The organism is Delftia sp. PX-1, assembly GCF_055797465.1.
Map to the genome: position 1 here is coordinate 4,093,962 of NZ_CP184763.1, position 18,678 is coordinate 4,112,639.

Consider the following 18,678-nt stretch of genomic DNA (forward strand, 5'->3'; position numbering starts at 1 on the left):
AATTGCAGGTCCGGGCCGGCCGGCCTGCCTTGTGAATGAGGGACTCTCGTGGGAGGTTCGGGTCGCGGACTATTGTCCCAGTTGATCGCGGCGACGCTCTATGTCCTGCGCAAATCGCGCAACAAACATGAGGGCTCTGACCTGCTGCACGGCCGCCTGGGCATCGTGCAGTTCATCGAGCTGGCGGCCGCATTCGGCCAGCATGCTCTTTCTGGCCTGCGACACTTCGCCGTCCAGCGCGTCCAAGGCGGCCTCGTCCTGCGCATCGTCCAGCGCCTCGCGCCATTCCATCTGCTGCATCAAAAAGGCGGTGGGCATGGAGGTGTTGTCCTCGGCACGCACGGGTGCACCCAGCAATTCGCAAAGATAGGCTGCTCGCCTGAGCGGCTCTTTCAGCCGTTGATAGGCCTCGTTGATGCGTACCGACCATTGCATGGCCACACGCTGCGCAGCTGCGCCCTGGGAGGCAAAGCGGTCAGGATGGGCCTCGCGCTGCAACTCCTTCCAGCGCGCGTCAATGGTGCTGCGCTCCTGCGCAAATTGGCGCGGTAGCGCAAACAGCTCGAAATCGTCCGATTGCAGGTTCATGTCGATAAAAAGCCGCCAGCACCGAAGCGATGGCGGCCTCTTGAGGGAGTAGAAAAGTCAGGGCCTGCCGGGCATGCCGCCAGGCCACCAGAGCCTGGCCCCCCCGGCAAATGCCGGTCAGATGCGAAAGCTCTCGCCGCAGCCGCAGCGATCGCGCTCGTTGGGGTTGTGGAACTTGAAGCCTTCGTTCAAGCCTTCACGCACGAAGTCCAGTTCCGTGCCATCGATATAGGCCAGGCTCTTGGGGTCGACCAGCACCTTGATGCCGTGGTCCTCGAAGATCACATCCTCGGGCAACTGTTCGTCCACATACTCCAGCTTGTAGGCCAGGCCGGAGCAGCCCGTGGTCTTGACCCCAAGGCGCACGCCGATGCCCTTGCCGCGGCGCGACAGGTAGCGGCTCACATGGCGGGCCGCGGACTCGGTCAGCGAGATCGCCATATCAGGCGGCCACCACCGCAGTGCGCTTGGCACGGTAGTCGTCCACTGCGGCCTTGATGGCGTCTTCGGCCAGGATGGAGCAGTGCACCTTGACGGGAGGCAGGGCCAGTTCTTCGGCGATCTGGCTGTTCTTCAGCGCAGCCGCTTCATCCAGCGTCTTTCCCTTGACCCACTCGGTCACCAGCGAAGACGAGGCGATTGCCGAACCACAGCCATAGGTCTTGAAACGGGCATCTTCAATGACGCCGGTTTCGGGGTTGACCTTGATCTGCAGCTTCATCACGTCGCCACAGGCAGGCGCGCCGACCATGCCGGTGCCCACCGATTCGTCGCTCTTGTCGAACGAACCCACGTTGCGGGGGTTTTCATAGTGGTCTACCACTTTGTCGGAATAAGCCATGATGTCTACCTCTTCAATACTTGATTCGCGTGCCGGCCGACGCTCAGTGCGCCGCCCACTGGATGGTGCTGAGGTCGATGCCGTCCTTGTACATCTCCCACAGCGGGCTGAGTTCGCGCAGCTTGACCACATTGGTGCGGATGGTGCTGATCGCGTAGTCGATTTCTTCCTCGGTCGTGAAACGGCCGATGGTCATGCGCAGGCTGCTGTGCGCCAGCTCGTCACTGCGGCCGAGGGCACGCAGCACATAGCTGGGCTCCAGGCTGGCCGAAGTGCAAGCGGAGCCCGACGACACTGCCAGCCCCTTGATACCCATGATGAGCGACTCGCCTTCGACGAAGTTGAAGCTCATGTTCAGGTTCTGAGGCACACGGTGCTCCATGCTGCCGTTGATGAAGACCTGTTCCAGATCCTTCAAACCGTTGAGCAGGCGCTGTTGCAGCGCATAGGCCTTGGCATTGCTCTCGACCATCTCTTCCTTGGCGATGCGGAAGGCCTCGCCCATGCCGACAATCTGGTGCGTAGGCAGCGTGCCCGAGCGCATGCCGCGCTCATGGCCGCCACCGTGGATCTGAGCTTCCAGACGCACACGTGGCTTGCGGCGCACATACAGGGCACCCACGCCCTTGGGGCCATAGGTCTTGTGCGCGGTCATGCTCATCAGGTCCACCGGCAGCTTGGACATGTCGATCTCCACGCGGCCCGTTGCCTGCGCGGCATCCACATGGAACAGGATGCCCTTCTCGCGGCACAGCGCGCCAATCGTGGGAATGTCCTGGATGACGCCGATTTCGTTGTTCACGAAGAGCACGCTCACCAAGATGGTATCGGGACGCAGCGCGGCCTTGAAGGCCTCAATGTCGAGCAGACCATCAGGCTGCACGTCCATATAGGTCACTTCAAACCCCTGGCGCTCGAGTTCACGCATGGTGTCGAGCACGGCCTTGTGCTCGGTCTTGAGCGTGATCAGATGCTTGCCCTTGCCTTGATAGAAGTGCGCCGCACCCTTGATGGCAAGATTGATGGACTCGGTCGCGCCACTGGTCCACACAATTTCACGGGGATCCGCGCCAATCAGATCCGCCACCTGGCCGCGGGCCTTCTCGATGGCCTCTTCGGCCTCCCAACCCCAGGCATGGCTGCGCGATGCAGCGTTGCCGAAGTGCTCACGCAACCATGGAATCATGGCGTCCACCACGCGAGGGTCCACGGGAGTGGTCGCGCCATAGTCGAGATAGATGGGGAAATGCGGGGTCATGTCCATGACTGGCTCTTATCAAAGTTCCGGCTGGCAAAAATCGGGAAGGCGATGAACTCCGGTGAATCCATCCGGGCGGGCAGCACCGCGCCACACAGCCATGCGCAGCGGCGCCCTGCCCTCAGGGTGTCAAAAGTCGATCAGGACTTGGCGAAGGCGTTGCCCAGCGCGAATACCGAGTTCGGTGCATTCACGCGGATGGGCTTGACCACGGGAGCCGTGGAAATCGCACGACGCACTACGGGCTTGTCCTCGATCTGGATGCCCTTGGCCAATTGTTCGTCGACGAGCTTTTGCAGCGTCACGGAATCGAGGAACTCGACCATGCGCTGATTCAATGCTGCCCACAGTTCATGCGTCATGCAGCGGCCAGCTTCGCCCAGACAATTTTCCTTGCCGCCGCATTGAGTGGCGTCAATGGGCTCGTCAACGGAAACGATGATGTCGGCCACGGTGATGTCGCCAGCCTTGCGGGCCAGCGTGTAGCCGCCGCCGGGTCCACGGGTGGACTCGACGAGTTCATGGCGGCGCAGCTTGCCGAACAGCTGTTCGAGATACGACAGGGAAATCTGCTGTCGCTGGCTGATGGCAGCCAGCGTAACAGGCCCATTGTTCTGGCGCAGGGCCAGATCGATCATGGCAGTGACCGCAAAACGGCCTTTGGTGGTGAGACGCATTACGAGCTCCTTCAGTCAGGCTTGTACGTTACAGAAACACCCGCTCCAGCGATTTGACTGGAGTTGGGCACAGTCTCCGCCCTTACTCCGTCCTGTTCAAAAGGTTCAGAGCCCTTCTTTTCATCGAAGTTTTTGTTGTTGTTGAGTGTTGACCCTGAGTGTACCACATTCCCCATCAATTTTGTCGGGTAACAAGAGCCAACAGGCTTCAGACAAGGCACCGCCTCAGGAAACCTGCGCGGAAGAGCCTCCGAACAGTTGCTCCTTGAGCAGTGCCAGCTGATCGCGCACCCGCGCCGCCTGCTCGAACTCCAGGCTGCGCGCATGTTCGAGCATCTGCTTCTCCAGACGCTTGATTTCCTTGGCCACATCTTTTTCGGACATGTCCTCGACACGCGCTCTTTCGAGCTGATTGGCCTCCAGACGTTCCGCTTCCTTGCCGCTTTTTTCGCTGTAGACACCATCAATCAGGTCTTTCACCCGCTTGACAATCTGCTTGGGTTCAATGCCGTTTTCCTCGTTGAACGCCATTTGCTTGGCGCGGCGGCGCTCGGTCTCGCCGATGGCCTTCTTCATCGACTCCGTGATCCTGTCCGCGTAGAGGATGGCCTTGCCGTGCAGGTTGCGTGCTGCGCGGCCGATGGTCTGGATGAGACTTCGCTCGGCGCGAAGAAAGCCTTCCTTGTCGGCATCGAGGATGGCGACCAGCGAGACTTCAGGGATGTCCAAGCCCTCTCGCAGCAGGTTGATGCCCACGAGAACGTCGAAGACGCCCAGACGCAGGTCACGAATGATCTCCACGCGCTCCACCGTCTCCACGTCGGAGTGCAGATAGCGCACCTTGACCCCGTTTTCGCTCAGGTAGTCGGTGAGCTGCTCGGCCATGCGCTTGGTGAGCGTGGTGATGAGAACACGCTCCCCGCGCTCGACGCGCAGGCGGATTTCCTGCAGCACGTCATCCACCTGGTTGGTGGCCGGGCGCACTTCGATTTCGGGGTCGATCAGCCCCGTCGGGCGCACAACCTGGTCCACGATCTGACCTGAGTGGGTTTTTTCGTAGTCTGCCGGCGTGGCCGAGACAAAGATGACCTGGCGCATGCGCCGCTCGAATTCCTCGAATTTCAGCGGCCGGTTGTCCAGCGCCGACGGCAGCCGAAAGCCGTATTCCACGAGCGTGGTCTTGCGCGAGCGATCGCCGCTGTACATGGCGTTGAGCTGACCGATCATCTGGTGGCTCTCGTCCAGGAACATGAGCGCGTCGCTGGGCAGGTAGTCGGTCAATGTGCTGGGGGGCTCGCCCGGGGCTGCGCCGGAGAGGTGGCGCGTGTAGTTCTCGATGCCCTTGCAGTGGCCGACCTCGGTGAGCATTTCAAGGTCGAAGCGCGTGCGCTGCTCCAGGCGCTGGGCCTCGACCAGCTTGCCGTCACCCACCAGTTGCTTGAGCCGCTCGGCCAGTTCCAGCTTGATGGTTTCCACGGCGGCCAGCACCTTGTCGCGCGGCGTGACGTAGTGGCTGCTGGGGTAGACAGTGAAGCGCGGAATGCTCTGGCGCACGCGGCCCGTGAGCGGGTCGAACAGCTGCAGGCTTTCAACCTCGTCGTCGAAAAGTTCGATGCGGATGGCCAGCTCGGAATGCTCGGCGGGGAAGACATCGATGGTGTCGCCGCGCACGCGGAACTTGCCGCGGCTGAAGTCCTGGTCGTTGCGCTGGTACTGCATGCGGATCAGCTGCGCGATGACGTCGCGCTGGTTGATTCGGTCGCCAGTACGCAGCGTCATGATCATGCGGTGGTAGCTTTCGGGTTCGCCGATGCCGTAGATGGCCGAGACCGTGGCCACGATGACCACGTCGCGCCGCTCCATGAGACTTTTGGTGCACGAAAGCCGCATCTGCTCGATGTGCTCGTTGATGGCGCTGTCTTTTTCGATGAAAAGGTCGCGCTGGGGCACGTAGGCCTCGGGCTGGTAGTAGTCGTAGTAGCTGACGAAGTACTCGACGGAGTTCTTGGGAAAGAACTCGCGGAACTCGCTGTACAGCTGTGCGGCCAGTGTCTTGTTGGGTGCGAAGACGATGGCCGGACGACCCAGGCGGGCGATCACGTTGGCCATGGTGAAGGTCTTGCCCGAGCCCGTCACGCCCAGCAGGGTCTGGAAGGATTCGCCGTCCTGGATGCCTTCGACCAGCTTTTCAATGGCGGCGGGCTGATCGCCGGCCGGCGGATAGGGCTGGAACAGCTCGAAGGGGGAGTCCGCGAAATGCACGAACTGGCCGGAGGCCTCGGGTGCTGGAGAGGAATCAGAGACTTCGTGCATGACGTGGGTTCGCAAAAGTGGGTATCGGCCGGCGAGATCGCTAGAATTCATGGGTTAACCCGAAAGCCTACCGCAGCTTGGGGCTAGCCGCGTTTTTTCCACCTCCCAAGACATCCCAAGGACGCTTCATGTCTCTGTTTACCGCCGTCGAAATGGCCCCCCGCGACCCCATCCTGGGTCTGAACGAGCAGTTCGCTGCCGACACCAACCCCAGCAAGGTGAATCTGGGCGTGGGCGTGTACTTCGACGACAACGGCAAGTTGCCCCTGCTCGAATGCGTGCAGGCCGCCGAGAAGGCGATGATGGACAAGCCCACGGCCCGCGGCTACCTGCCCATCGACGGCATCGCTGCCTATGATGCCGCAGTCAAGGGCCTGGTGTTCGGCGCCGAGTCCGACGTCGTCAAGTCCGGCCGCGTGTCCACGGTGCAGGCCATCGGCGGCACCGGCGGCCTGAAGATCGGCGCCGACTTCCTCAAGAAGATCAGCCCCGCTGCCAAGGTGCTGATCTCCGACCCTAGCTGGGAAAACCACAAGGCCATCTTCACGAACGCCGGTTTCGAGGTGGGCACCTATGCCTACTACGATTCCGTCAACCGCAAGGTGAACTTCGAAGGCATGCTGGCCGACCTGAACGCAGCGGCCCCTGGCACCATCGTGGTGCTGCACGCCTGCTGCCACAACCCGACCGGCTACGACATCACGGCCGAGCAGTGGGACCAGGTGATTGCCGCTGTCAAGGCCAAGGGCCTGGTGGCCTTCCTTGACATGGCCTACCAGGGCTTTGGCCACGGCATTGCCGAAGACGGCGCCGTGATCGGCAAGTTCGTGGCCGCCGGCCTGAACATCTTCGTCTCGACCTCGTTCTCCAAGAGCTTCAGCCTGTACGGCGAGCGCGTGGGCGCACTGTCGGTGGTCGCCAACGACAAGGAAGAGGCGGCCCGCGTGCTGAGCCAGCTCAAGATCGTGATCCGCACCAACTATTCCAACCCACCCACCCATGGTGGCGCCGTGGTGGCGGCCGTGCTGAACAACCCCGAGCTGCGCGCACTGTGGGAAAAGGAACTGGGCGAGATGCGCGTGCGCATCAAGGCCATGCGCCAGAAGCTGGTGGATGGCCTGAAGGCTGCCGGCGTCCAGCAGGACATGAGCTTCATCACCACGCAGATCGGCATGTTCAGCTACTCCGGCCTGAGCAAGGACCAGATGGTGCGCCTGCGCACCGAGTTCGGCGTCTACGGCACGGACACGGGCCGCATGTGCGTGGCCGCGCTCAACAGCAAGAATATCGACTACGTCTGCCAGTCGATCGCCAAGGTGGTCTGACCGCCACCCCAGCCACCTGGCCCTGCGCTGGGTGACAAGGCATGCCGCCAGCGCTCCCTGCCCTGGCGGCATTTTCTTTGTGCGGGCGGTTTTTGCATCCTGGCAGTCCGGTATGCGCCAGGTCTGCGCGGGTACCGGTGCGATCATGCGGGCAGCCGAAACATCGAATGAAGAACGAGACGCTCCATTCCCATGCCAGATCACGCCTGCCTCACTCCCTTCACCTCCTCGCCTGCAGACGGGCTGCCCCTGTCCGGCGTACGCATTCTGAGCCTGGCACTGAACCTGCCGGGTCCCGCCGCCCTGATGCGCTGCGCGGCCATGGGCGCGCAGTGCAGCAAGCTGGAGCCGCCCTCTGCGCAGCCAGGGCCTGCCGGCGCGGACCCGATGGCGCTCTACAGCCCGCAGGCCTATTCCGACATGCACCAGGGCATCGCGGTCTGGCAGGCACAGCTCAAGACCGAGGACGGACAGGCCGCGCTGCACAAGGCGCTGGACAGCGCCGATATCCTGCTGACCTCGTTCCGCCCCGCCGCGCTGGCCAAGCTGGGGCTGGACTGGGCTTCATTGCAGCAACGCCATCCGCAGCTGTCGCTGGTGCGCATCGTCGGCAGTGCGGGTGCGCTGGCCGATGTGCCCGGCCACGACCTGACCTATCAGGCGGAGGCCGGCCTGGTGCAGGGCGGCGCCATGCCACCCAGCCTGTTTGCCGACATGGCTGGCGCGCTGATGGCCAGCGAGGCCGTGCTCAAGGCCTGGCTGCTGCGCCAGCGCAGCGGCCACGGCAACCTGCAGGAAACAGGACTGGCACAGGCCGCGCAATGGCTGGCCCTGCCCTGGCACTGGGGCCTGACCCGGCCCGACGGAGATGTGGGCGGAGCACACGCAGGCTATCGCGTCTATGCCTGCGCCGACGGTTCGGTGGCCGTGGCGGCACTGGAGCCGCATTTCGCGGCACGCCTGTGCGCAGCAGCATCGGTGCCGGGCGATGGCAGCATCGCCTGCATGCGCAACCCGGCCACGCATGCGGCCCTGGAAGCCTTCCTGGCTGCCCTGTCCTGCGCCGAACTGGCAGACCTGGCCGAGCGCCACGACCTGCCCCTGCATCCGCTCGCCGCTCAGCCAGCGGCCTCGCGCCGCTTGTAGGCGAATGCCGAAAGGCAGCATCTGCGCACGACCTACAAGCCGCCTGGGTCGCGGCTGCCCGCTGAGTATGAACATGCTGCTGCCGACGACCCTCTTTACCGCGATAGCCTGCTCCTCTTAAATCAGAGCTGCGCATACAACCAGACAACCCGAACACATCTGGAAACACCCATAATCGGCTCATCTGGAGGCAGCCCCATGGTTCGAGAACATCCATCGACCGCCCCGCTATCCGGGATGCGTCAGCCACCTAGCCACTCAGCGCCTGGCCTGCAGCGCATCGGCGCCAGCGCCTAAGGCCGCCGCTGGGTCCCCCTTCCGTCCACCGCCTATGCAAAGCCAGCCCCCAGCCCATGTGCCGGTACTGCAGCTGGTGCAGCGCATCTGGCCCCTGGTGCTGGTGGTCGTGGTGCTGGTGGTCATGGCCAGCGGCAGCCTCTACCTTGTGTCTGCGGTGCGCGCCTTCGTGGCCGGAGAAAGCCTGTGGTCCAAGGCACAGAAGGATGCCATCTACGCCCTGAGCCGCTATGTGGACAGCGGCTCGGCGCGCGACCTGGCGCGCTTCGAGCAGGCCATGATCGTTCCTGCAGGCGACTGGCAGGCCCGCATGGCGCTGGACGATGTGCCGGCCAGGGTCAAGGACGCGCGCGCCGGCATTCTGCTGGGAGGCAACCACCCGGACGATGCCGACGCGCTGATCTGGCTGATGCAGACTTTTCGCCATGTCGAACTGCTGGAGGAGCCCTATCGTTACTGGAAGCAGGGCGACCAGTACCTGCAGCAGCTCGACCGGCTGGCGCAGGAGATAGAGCAGCGCCACACCGTGGGAAGCGTGAGGGCCGAGGACGTCATCACCTGGAAGCGCGAGATCGAGCAGATCAACGCCGGCGTCACACCCGCCACCCAGCAGTTCAGCGCCTCGCTGGGTCGCAGCTCCCGGCAGATGGTGATGTGGCTGCAGTGCATTCACCTGATGCTGGGCGTGGCGCTGATCCTGGTGGCGCTCTGGCATACGCGGCGCATGCTGCAGCAGCGCCAGCAGGTGCAAAACGACCTGCTGACCGAAAAGGAAAGGGCCCAGACCACGCTGGCATCGCTGGGCGATGCCGTGATCACCACGGACGCCCAGGGCGTGGTGGACTATGCCAACCCTGCCGCGCTGGGCCTGCTGGGCAGCAGCGAGCAGCAACTCAAGGGACGGCACCTGGCCAAGGGCCTGCATTTCAACAGCATCGACACCACCCAGACGGCGGAAAGCCTGCTGACCCATCTGCTGTCGGGTCGGCAATTGCGCGAAGAGCACACGCGGTGGCTGCGGCGCCATGACCGCAGCATCGTGCCGGTCAAGCTCATGGGCTCGGCCATCAGCGGCGGCGGGGAGCGCCCGGCAGGTGCGGTGATCGTGCTCAGGGATGTCTCGCGTGAGCAGCAGTATCTGGACCAGCTTTCCTGGCATGCCAGCCATGACGGCCTGACCGGGCTGGAGAACCGCGTGGAATTCGAGCGCCGCCTGCAGCGCCTGCTCAACCAGGGCCAGCACAGGCTGCGGCCCGCAGCCCTGCTGTACATGGATCTGGACCAGTTCAAGCTCATCAACGAGACCTGCGGCCATCCGGCGGGCGATGAAATGCTGTGCGAGGTCAGCCGTCTGCTGCTGCACAACCTGCGTGAGACAGACACCCTGGCCCGCCTGGGCGGCGACGAATTCGGCGTTCTTCTGGAGAACTGTCCGCCCGAGCCCGCGCTGCGCATTGCCGAAAAGCTGCGCCAGGCTGCCGAAGCCCTGCACGTGCACTGGGGCAAGCAGGTGCTGCGCACAGGACTGAGCATTGGACTGGTCCACATCGGCGGCGAGGTCCAGTCGGCCCAGGACCTGCTGCGCATGGCCGACATGGCCTGCTACCGCGCCAAGGAGCGCGGCCGCAACCGCATCTATGTCTACCGCAGCGACGACGGCGAATACACCCGCCACGTCAGCGAGATGGAATGGGTCACGCGCATACGCACGGCGCTGGAGCAGGAGCGCTTTTGCCTGTACGCACAAAGCATTGCACCGCTGCAGCCCGATGGCCAGCGCGGCCTGCATTTCGAGGTGCTGCTGCGGTTGCGCGACGAGCAGGGCCAGATCATCTCGCCAGCCGCGTTCATACCCGCAGCAGAGCGCTACGGCATCATGCCCACCGTCGACCGCTGGGTGATCGCCAGAACGCTGGCCACGCTGGCCGAGCATCCGGCCGCGCTGCGCCATATCGACACCTGCGCCATCAATCTGTCAGGCCCCAGCCTCGACGACGACGGGCTGCTGGACTTTGTGCAGGCGCAGCTGAGCGCGCACGGCATCGCGCCGCAGCTGCTGTGCTTCGAGATCACCGAGACCAGCGCCATCGCCAGTCTGTCCAGCGCCACCCGGCTGATCCAAGCCCTGCGCACGCTGGGCTGCCGTTTTGCGCTGGACGACTTCGGCGTGGGCATGTCCTCGCTGACCTATCTGAAGCAGTTGCCCGTGGACTATCTGAAGATCGACGGCGGCTTTGTGCGCGACATGCTCCAGGACCCCAGCAACCACGCCATGGTGGAGATGATCAACCGCATAGGCCATATCCTGGGCAAGCGTACGGTGGCCGAGTATGTGGAAAGCCGGGAGATCGCCCAGGCCCTGCAGGCCGTGGGCGTGGACTACGCGCAGGGCTTTGCCCTGGCGCGGCCCGTGCCGCTGGACACGCAGTACTTCGAAAGCGGTGCCCAGGCCGCCCGCCGCGAATGGCAAGGCACGCTGGCGCCGGCAGTCGGCTGAGGCGCCTCAGCGCGGCTTGCGCCCGCCCGGCGCGGCCTTGCGGCTGGCCCCGGCAGCGCCTGCGGAGCCGCCCACGCCAGGGCGCGGTGGCAGGCCCGTGTGCTGGGTCAGCATGCGGCCGGGCTTGGGCTGGCTGGAGCGCAAGCGCACGTCGCCTCCGGGGTCGCGGGCCTGTGCCTGCGCCTTGGCCGGCCCCGCACTCTTGCCACCGGCCTTGTTGAGGGCATAGGCCTTGCCCTGCTGGGAGACCACGGCACGCGCGGCCACGCCCGTTCCCTGGGTGCTGTTCTTGCGGCGCGCGCTCTGGTAGCCGCCATCGACCAAGGGCTGGAAGGTGGGGATCAGGTGCTGCTTGCCGTTGCCGATGAGGTCGGCACGGCCCATGGCCTTCAAGGCCTCGCGCAGCAGCGGCCAGTTGTTGGGGTCGTGGTAGCGCAGGAAGGCCTTGTGCAGGCGGCGGCGCTTTTCACCGCGCACGATGTCCACCGACTCCTCGTTCACGTCGCGCATCTGGCGACGCACCTTGGTGAGGGTGTTGCGACCCGAGTGGTACATGGCCGTGGCCGTGGCCATGGGGCTGGGGTAGAAGGTCTGCACCTGGTCGGCGCGAAATCCGTTCTTCTTCAGCCAGATGGCGAGGTTCATCATGTCCTCGTCGCTGGTGCCCGGGTGAGCGGCGATGAAGTAGGGAATCAGGTACTGCTTCTTGCCCGCTTCCTCGCTGAACTGCTCGAACATCTGCTTGAAGCGGTCATAGCTGCCTATGCCCGGCTTCATCATCTTGGTCAGCGGCCCGGATTCGGTGTGCTCGGGCGCGATCTTCAGGTAGCCGCCCACATGGTGCTGCACCAGTTCCTTGACGTACTCGGGCGACTTCACGGCCAGGTCGTAGCGCAGGCCCGAGCCGATCAGGATCTTCTTGATGCCCGGCAGATTGCGCGCGCGGCGGTAGATCTTGACCAGCGGGGCATGGTCGGTGTGCAGGTTCTGGCAGATGCCGGGGAACACGCAGCTGGGCTTGCGGCAGGCGGCCTCGATCTCGGGGCTCTTGCAGCCCAGGCGGTACATGTTGGCCGTGGGGCCGCCCAGGTCGGAGATGGTGCCGGTGAAGCCCTTGACCTTGTCGCGGATGTCCTCGACCTCCTGGATGATGGACTCCTCGGAGCGGCTCTGGATGATGCGGCCTTCATGCTCGGTGATGGAGCAGAAGGTGCAGCCGCCGAAGCAGCCACGCATGATGTTGACCGAGGTGCGGATCATCTCCCAGGCCGGGATCTTGGTCTCGCCCTCATGGCTGCCGTTGGCGTCGGCATAGCTGGGATGGGGGCTTCGCGCATACGGCAGGCCAAAGACCCAGTCCATCTCGGCCGTGGTCAGCGGGATGGGGGGCGGGTTCAGCCACACATCGCGCGCGGTCAAGCCTTCGCCGTGGGCCTGGACCAGAGCGCGGGCGTTGCCGGGATTGGTCTCCAGGTGCAGCACGCGGTTGGCGTGGGCGTAGAGGATGGGATCGGCCTTGACCTGCTCGTAGCTGGGCAGGCGCAGCACGGTCTTGTCGCGCGGCGGCTGCTTGCCCTTGCCGCGCAGCGACGGGTTGGGCACGAACTGGATGGTCTGAACGGCGGCGACCGAGGCGCCGTCCGGCTTCGCGTCGGCATCACCCTCTTCCTTGGAGCAGGTCTGACCCTGGGCCTCGGCCTGCTCGCTGGTGGTCATGTAGGGGTTGATGTGGGGCTCGACCACGCCGGGCTCGTCCACCACGGAGGAATCCAGCTCGAACCAGCCCGCTTCCGACTCGCGGCGGAAGAAGGCCGTGCCGCGCACATCGGTAATGCTTTCCACGGGCTCACGCGCAGCCAAGCGGTGGGCCACCTCGACCAGTGCGCGTTCGGCGTTGCCGTACAGCAGGATGTCGCACTTGCTGTCCACGACGATGGAGCGGCGCACCTTGTCGCTCCAGTAGTCGTAGTGGGCGATGCGGCGCAGGCTGCCCTCGATGCCGCCCAGCACGATGGGCACGTCCTTGTAGGCCTCGCGGCAGCGCTGGCTGTAGACGATGGCCGCGCGGTCAGGGCGCTTGCCGCCCACGTCGCCCGGCGTATAGGCATCGTCGGAGCGGATCTTGCGATCGGCCGTGTAGCGGTTGATCATGGAATCCATGTTGCCCGCCGTCACGCCCCAGAACAGGTTGGGCCGGCCCAGGGCCTTGAAGGCCTCGGCGCTTTGCCAGTCAGGCTGGGCAATGATGCCCACGCGAAAGCCCTGTGCCTCCAGCACCCGGCCGATCACCGACATGCCGAAGCTGGGGTGATCCACATAGGCGTCGCCCGTCACCAGGATCACGTCGCAGCTGTCCCAGCCAAGCTGTTCCATCTCAGCCCGGCTCATCGGCAGGAACGGGGCCGTGCCAAAGCGCTTGGCCCAGTAAGGACGATAGCTGGTCAGCGGCTTGGCGGCGCGATGGAAGAAGGAAACGTCAACGGGGGCGTTCATGATGGGCGGTTCGGCTTCTGGGAGCCTGTGCGGAAGGAACCGGCCAGTGTACGTTTCGGCACTCAACCCTGCTGGTCAAGGGTCTTGCTCCAGCCCCCTGATACGGCCTTCCTGCTGCTGCCAGCCCGACCTCTTTGCGGCCTCCTGCGCCAGCCAGGCCTTGGGCGTGTGCCCGGACCAGCGGCGAAATGCCCGTGCAAACACCTTCGGCGAGTCGTAGCCCGCGTTCTCGGCGATGCGGGCCGATGACAGCCCGCCGGCCTCCATCTGCTGGGCGGCCAGCGCCATGCGGTGCGCCGTCAGATAGCCGATGGGCGTGGCACCCACCAGCTCCTTGAAACGCATGCTGAAGCGGGTGCGCGACATGCCGGCCTCGATGGCCAGCGTCTCCACGCTCCAGGCCCGCTGCGGTTCGCGGTGCATGCACACCAGAGCACGCGCAACACAGGCATCGCCCAGGCCCCGCAGCCAGCCTTCACCCACGGCGGCCTCGCGCGCCAGGTGCTCGCGCAGGATGTTGACCAGCAGCAGCTCGCCCATGCGCGCGGCCGACAGGCGCCAGCCCGGGCGCCGCGCCAGCGTCTCCAGCGTGAGCGACTCCATGGTGGTGGCCAGGCAGTCGGCCAGCGGCAGGTCGCTTGCCCGGATGTGGATCAGCGGCGGCAGGATGCGGAATACCGAATGACGGCAGTAGGCGGAAAACCACAACAAGGCCGAAAACATGTCCGTGGCCTCGCCGCCGCCGCCATGGCTGAAGACCAGGGGATTTTCGTCCCGCGGTCCTTCGGCGTGGCGGGCGATCATGCGCGAGAACAGCTCGCTGGCAACGTCCATGTCGGACGCCACCACATGCGCGGCGCCCATGGGCAGCATGACCAGATCGCCGGGCTCGACCCGCAGCGCCGGCATGCCCTCCACCTGGATCCAGTAAGGCGCGCCGCGCGCCATGCGGATCATGGCGCCGGTGACGCCCGTGGACTTCAGGCTCCACGGCGCCGTCAGCGCAAAGCGCGCCGTGACGGCGCGCTCCGAGCGGCAAATATCGAGAACTTCACTGAGTACATCCATGGCTCGCGGGGCCCTTGTTTTCGGGCCGATGTTAGCCAGTGCCGGCCATGCCACGGCCCGTCGGCGCCCCGACAGCGATAGCGGTTTTCCCTGGAGCGCGACTACGCACTAGAGATCCTGCTGCGCCGCCTGCACCAGCTCCGAGAACACGGACGCGCTGCCCAGCCGTTCGGCCGCCAGCAGCGCCAGCTTGACCAGGAACAGCTCGGACCGCTGCGGGCCCGCCGTGTCGATGGCTGTGGCCAGCTGGTCGTAGACAGTTTCCAGGCCGGCGATATCAAGGGTGTGGGGTGATGTCTGTTCTTGGCTCATGCCGGAACTCCTTGCGTGCAGGTGGCGTTGTCGATGGCCGATTGCAGGCGCCGGGCATCCAGCGCCAGCCAGCGCGCGCAGACATGCTGATCGGGCCGCAGCAGATAGGCGGCACCAGGCGGGTGCCCTGCCGGCACGCCATGGCGTGCACGGCAGCGGCCATCTGCATCGGCCAGGGTCAGATCGGCACCCTGGACCGGCTGCGCGGCCGCCTGGCTGGAGATGGCCACGATGCGCAGGCCCACGCCACGGCCGCGCGCCATCCTGGCAACTTCGCACCACTGGGCAGGCACGGGCGTGCCATCGGTGAAATACAGCAGGTCGAATCCACCGCCCAGGTGGTCCAGCAGATAGTCATCGGGCCCCAGGCGCAGGTTCAGCGGCGGTGCGCCATGGCCAGGGCCGGCTTCAAACAGGTGGTTGTCGTCATCCGCGCTGTTGAGCGGCGAGTGCGCGTATTCGTGCGGCCGGGAGGTGCGCCAGTGGTACAGCGGCCGCACGAATTCCTGGGTGAGCGACAGCGACAGCACGGCATCGCGCAGCAGCCGGAAGCCGCGCGAGGGCGGCGCCATGAAGCGCGTGCTCTTGCCGGCCTCTTCGACAATCTCGCGCGCCGCGCCCACGCGCTCGCCGCTGTAGCTGTCCAGCAGCCTCACCGGCGCCACGCCGCGCGCCACCAGGGCCAGCCGCCAGGCCAGGGCCTGGGCATCCTGAAAACCCGTGTTGGCACCGCGCACGCCGAAGATGGGCAGCATGTGGGCCGCATCGCCCGCGAAGATCACGCGGCCGTGCACATAGTCCGGCAAGGTCAGCGCGCGGGCGGAGTAGACCGAACTCCAGTCCATTTCCCAGGGCGTGCCGCCGAAGCCGATCATCTCCAGCTGCGCGTCGATGCGCGCCTTGAGCGATTCGGGCTGCAGCGCCTGCTGCGCGTCCTCGCCCGCAGGCAGTTGGTAGTCCACGCGCCAGATGCCATGCGGCTCGCGGTGCATGAGGATGGTGTTGCCGGGGTTCCAGACCGGGTCGAAGAAGGCCAGGCGCTCCGTGGGCAGTGGCAGGTCGATGCGAATGTCGGCGATCACGAAGCGGCCCTCGTACGACGCCCCCTCCATCACCAGGCCCATGGCCGTGCGTATGCCGGAGCGGGCGCCATCGGCGGCGACCAGCCAGTCGGCCTCCATCGCATACGGGCCTTGCGGCGTGTCCACTTGCAGCCGCGCCTTTGCGGCGGCGCCGCTGCCGACCTGCTCCACCCGGTCCACGCGGTTGCCCCAGCGCAGCTCGATCAGCGGATGGGCCAGCACCGCATCGACCAGGTATTCCTCCAGGTACTGCTGCTGCAGATTGGTCATGGGATGGAAGCGATCGTCCTCGCTGTGCGGCGCCTCCATGCGGAACACGCGCTGCCCCCGGTAGAACGAGTTGCCACAGCGCCAGGGCAAGGCGTTCGCCATGACCCGCTCGGCCACGCCCACCTGCTGCAGGATCTCCATGGAGCGGCGCGTGAAGACGATGGCGCGGCTGCCTTCGGACACCTGCAGTTCGGACTCCAGCAGCACGCAGCGCTGGCCGTGGCGCGCCAGCTCCAGCGCCGTGGTCAGCCCCACAGGGCCCGTGCCGACGATGACGACAGGATGGCGCTGCACCCCTGGATGCTGCGAAGGCAGCCAGGGCTGGTGCACCCGGTACCGGTAGTAGATGGAATGCCGCGGCTGGGCATGGGGCTGGTGCATGGATGTCTCCGTCTTGCGTCTTGCGTCTTGCGTCTTTGTGAGGCCGCAGTGTAGGCAGCCCCCGCTCCGGCAATGTCCCCGGATGGGGACAGACAGGACCCTTCAGCCCCCAGGCTCAGGACAGCGCCTCGGGCTCCATCAGCAAGGCAAACAGCTCGCGCTGCCCCTGCACGCCCAGCTTGCCGCAGACGCGCTTGAGATAGGTCCGGGCACTGGCCACCGTGATGCCCAGGCGCTGCGCCAGCCGCTCGGTGTCCAGCCCCTCGACCACGCAGCGCACCACGTCCATATCGCGTTGCGTGAGATGCGCAAAGCGCCGCGCCAGGCGCGCCAGCACCAGGCCCGCCAGATCGTCCTGCAGGGCCTGGCCCGCGTAATGCAGGCGCATGGCCTGCATGACCAGCGGAGCAAAAGCCTCGATGCGTGCAATGGACTGCGGGTCAAAGCCGCCGTGCTCCTCACCCCGGTACAGATTCACCGCCAGCCAGCGTGCGCCGGTCTGCAGGGTCAGCAGCGAAAGCCGCTCCACCAGGCGGGGCAGGTCATAGCAGACACGGCGGTACTCGGGATGGCTCACGTCCGAAGGCTTCTGGCGATGGAGCCAGACGCGCGCTGGCGCCTGGGGATTGCGCTGCTGCCGCGCCAGCTCGGCCTGCATCACGCGCTGCGCGCCGTCCAGTGGATAGAAGCGCTCGCTGTAATCCAGGGAAATCAAAGGCAGTGCGCCTGTGCGTGCCCGGTCCCCGAACCCCACGATGCGCGGCCGAGATCGCCCCTGGAACGAAAAGATCGTGCACTGCGCCAACGGCACATGCCGGCCCAGCAGGTGCAGCAGCTGCCCAGCCACCTCGTCGCTGCTGCCGCTGGAACGGCCCACCTGCTCCAGCAGCGCCGTCACATCGCCCAGCGGCACAGGCAGGCTGGCATCGCTGGCGCAGGCAGGTGCCAGCAGCCAATGGCTGCGGACGGTGTCATTGCTCATGGGTGCGGGAACAGGCTGTGGCAGGAATGCAAAAAGGCCGGTGCATTGCGCAGCCGGCCTGGGTGAAGATGTTGGAATGATAAATCCAGCGCAGCGAGGCCATTGCCTGCTGCGTTCCTGTCGGCGGTCGTTGGAGCCGCTCAGCCTGGCCGGATGGCCCTTGGCTGCACGGCTGCAGCCATCACCATTCGCCTACGTTGCGAATGCGCTGGTCCAGGTCCAGAGGAAGGCCGCCACCGGCGGCTTCATGGTCCTGGCCTGCCTGCTCCAACGCCATGGGCGGAGGACTGAAATGATCGCGGCCAAAGGTGTGTTCGGTGAGAACGGGATCGCGGGAAGGTGGGGTGTTCATGGTTGCGCCTCCTTGACAGAAAGCTTACTGCGAATCTTTCACGATTTCTGTAGGACAAACCTGGATGCAACCCTCTGAAGCTGAAATAACACAAGGTACGCATGCTCACAAATGTGTAGCGCTTCGTAATAAAGGCGTAATGAATCCATGAGCCAAATCCCGGGCCAGGGGCGATCGGGTAAGCTTGCCGCCCTCCATGCCACAGACACTCCGCGCACCCGCGCACAGCGAACTCATCATCAAGAAAAGCCGTTTCATCGGCTGCGTGCAGCCCATGGCCGACCGCGCCAGCGCCCAGGCCGTGGTCGATGCGCTATGGCGCGAGCACCCCGGCGCCGCCCATGTCTGCTGGGCGCTGCTGGCAGGCGGCCAGTCGGCAGCCGTCGATGACGGCGAGCCCAGCGGCACGGCAGGCCGCCCCATGCTGGACGTGCTGCGCCACCAGGACCTGGAAGGCGTGCTGGCCACCGTGGTGCGCTACTTCGGCGGCGTCAAGCTGGGCGCCGGCGGCCTGGTCCGTGCCTACACCGATGCCGTGGCCCAGGCCTTGCTGACCGCCGAAAAGGTGACGCTGCAGCGCATGCAATTGCTGCGCTGCAGTGTCCCGTATGCGCTCGAAGGCCTGGTGCGGCGCGAGATCGAGGCGGCAGGCGCCGAATTGCTCCAGGTCGAGCATGGATCGCTGGTGCAGTTCGATCTGCGCCTGCCGCAGTCGCAGGCTGAAGGCTTTGTGGGCCGCCTCAACGAGAGCGGTCAAGGACGCGTGGGCTGGCTGGAAGTCCACCCCGGCGAATGA

Annotated in this window: 16 protein-coding genes; 4 read left to right on the forward strand and 12 right to left on the reverse strand. The window is 65.3% G+C overall.

Features of this window, described 5'->3' with window-relative positions; genetic code table 11:
• Window positions 1-69 precede the first annotated feature (69 nt).
• The 6 genes from hscB to uvrB form a co-directional block, all read right to left on the reverse strand.
• Window positions 70-588, reverse strand: coding sequence for a Fe-S protein assembly co-chaperone HscB (hscB, locus tag ACN20X_RS18765; protein ID WP_016447121.1), 519 nt, complete (start codon window positions 586-588; stop codon window positions 70-72).
• 117 nt (window positions 589-705) lie between these two features.
• The gene (gene iscA / locus ACN20X_RS18770) at window positions 706-1,029 is read right to left on the reverse strand and encodes an iron-sulfur cluster assembly protein IscA (RefSeq protein WP_016447122.1); all 324 of its coding nucleotides are present in this window, start codon (window positions 1,027-1,029) and stop codon (window positions 706-708) included.
• Window position 1,030: 1 nt separating this feature from the next.
• Window positions 1,031-1,429 (reverse strand): Fe-S cluster assembly scaffold IscU, encoded by a 399-nt coding sequence (iscU, locus tag ACN20X_RS18775; RefSeq protein WP_016447123.1) that lies wholly within the window; start codon window positions 1,427-1,429, stop codon window positions 1,031-1,033.
• Between the two features lie 43 nt (window positions 1,430-1,472).
• Entirely contained in the window at window positions 1,473-2,693 is a 1,221-nt protein-coding gene (locus ACN20X_RS18780; protein ID WP_016447124.1) for an IscS subfamily cysteine desulfurase, read from the reverse strand.
• Window positions 2,694-2,827: 134 nt separating this feature from the next.
• Window positions 2,828-3,364 (reverse strand): Fe-S cluster assembly transcriptional regulator IscR, encoded by a 537-nt coding sequence (gene iscR, locus ACN20X_RS18785; RefSeq protein WP_012205825.1) that lies wholly within the window; start codon window positions 3,362-3,364, stop codon window positions 2,828-2,830.
• A 225-nt stretch (window positions 3,365-3,589) separates the two neighbouring features.
• Complete coding sequence (gene uvrB / locus ACN20X_RS18790) at window positions 3,590-5,677, reverse strand: excinuclease ABC subunit UvrB (RefSeq protein WP_133073102.1); 2,088 nt, start codon at window positions 5,675-5,677, stop codon at window positions 3,590-3,592.
• Between the two features lie 128 nt (window positions 5,678-5,805).
• Between uvrB and ACN20X_RS18795 the strand changes: the two genes are divergently transcribed.
• The 3 genes from ACN20X_RS18795 to ACN20X_RS18805 all read left to right on the forward strand — a co-directional run bounded on the left by ACN20X_RS18795 (window position 5,806) and on the right by ACN20X_RS18805 (window position 10,942).
• Window positions 5,806-7,002: an amino acid aminotransferase gene (locus tag ACN20X_RS18795; protein WP_016451689.1), complete on the forward strand. Its 1,197-nt coding sequence runs from the start codon at window positions 5,806-5,808 to the stop codon at window positions 7,000-7,002.
• 192 nt (window positions 7,003-7,194) lie between these two features.
• Window positions 7,195-8,148 carry a CoA transferase gene (locus tag ACN20X_RS18800; protein ID WP_017403937.1) on the forward strand — a complete coding sequence of 318 codons (954 nt, stop codon included), beginning with the start codon at window positions 7,195-7,197 and terminating at the stop codon, window positions 8,146-8,148.
• A 331-nt stretch (window positions 8,149-8,479) separates the two neighbouring features.
• Complete coding sequence (locus tag ACN20X_RS18805; protein WP_473209726.1) at window positions 8,480-10,942, forward strand: EAL domain-containing protein; 2,463 nt, start codon at window positions 8,480-8,482, stop codon at window positions 10,940-10,942.
• Between the two features lie 6 nt (window positions 10,943-10,948).
• On the opposite strand, the gene ACN20X_RS18810 is transcribed toward ACN20X_RS18805, so the two are convergent.
• From ACN20X_RS18810 to ACN20X_RS18835, 6 genes are all read right to left on the reverse strand, one after another.
• Window positions 10,949-13,435 carry a YgiQ family radical SAM protein gene (locus ACN20X_RS18810; RefSeq protein ID WP_473209727.1) on the reverse strand — a complete coding sequence of 829 codons (2,487 nt, stop codon included), beginning with the start codon at window positions 13,433-13,435 and terminating at the stop codon, window positions 10,949-10,951.
• A 75-nt stretch (window positions 13,436-13,510) separates the two neighbouring features.
• Entirely contained in the window at window positions 13,511-14,503 is a 993-nt protein-coding gene (locus ACN20X_RS18815) for an AraC family transcriptional regulator (RefSeq protein WP_016447130.1), read from the reverse strand.
• A gap of 108 nt (window positions 14,504-14,611) precedes the next feature.
• The gene (locus ACN20X_RS18820) at window positions 14,612-14,815 is read right to left on the reverse strand and encodes a hypothetical protein (protein WP_016447131.1); all 204 of its coding nucleotides are present in this window, start codon (window positions 14,813-14,815) and stop codon (window positions 14,612-14,614) included.
• Entirely contained in the window at window positions 14,812-16,548 is a 1,737-nt protein-coding gene (locus ACN20X_RS18825) for an FAD-dependent monooxygenase (protein ID WP_017403933.1), read from the reverse strand. Before ACN20X_RS18825 ends, ACN20X_RS18820 begins: the two co-directional genes overlap by 4 nt.
• A gap of 115 nt (window positions 16,549-16,663) precedes the next feature.
• Window positions 16,664-17,530: a helix-turn-helix transcriptional regulator gene (locus ACN20X_RS18830; protein WP_473209728.1), complete on the reverse strand. Its 867-nt coding sequence runs from the start codon at window positions 17,528-17,530 to the stop codon at window positions 16,664-16,666.
• 181 nt (window positions 17,531-17,711) lie between these two features.
• Window positions 17,712-17,882: a hypothetical protein gene (locus tag ACN20X_RS18835; RefSeq protein ID WP_016447134.1), complete on the reverse strand. Its 171-nt coding sequence runs from the start codon at window positions 17,880-17,882 to the stop codon at window positions 17,712-17,714.
• Between the two features lie 196 nt (window positions 17,883-18,078).
• Here ACN20X_RS18835 and ACN20X_RS18840 point away from each other — a divergent pair, with 196 nt between their 5' ends.
• The gene (locus tag ACN20X_RS18840) at window positions 18,079-18,678 is read left to right on the forward strand and encodes an IMPACT family protein (RefSeq protein ID WP_310042765.1); all 600 of its coding nucleotides are present in this window, start codon (window positions 18,079-18,081) and stop codon (window positions 18,676-18,678) included.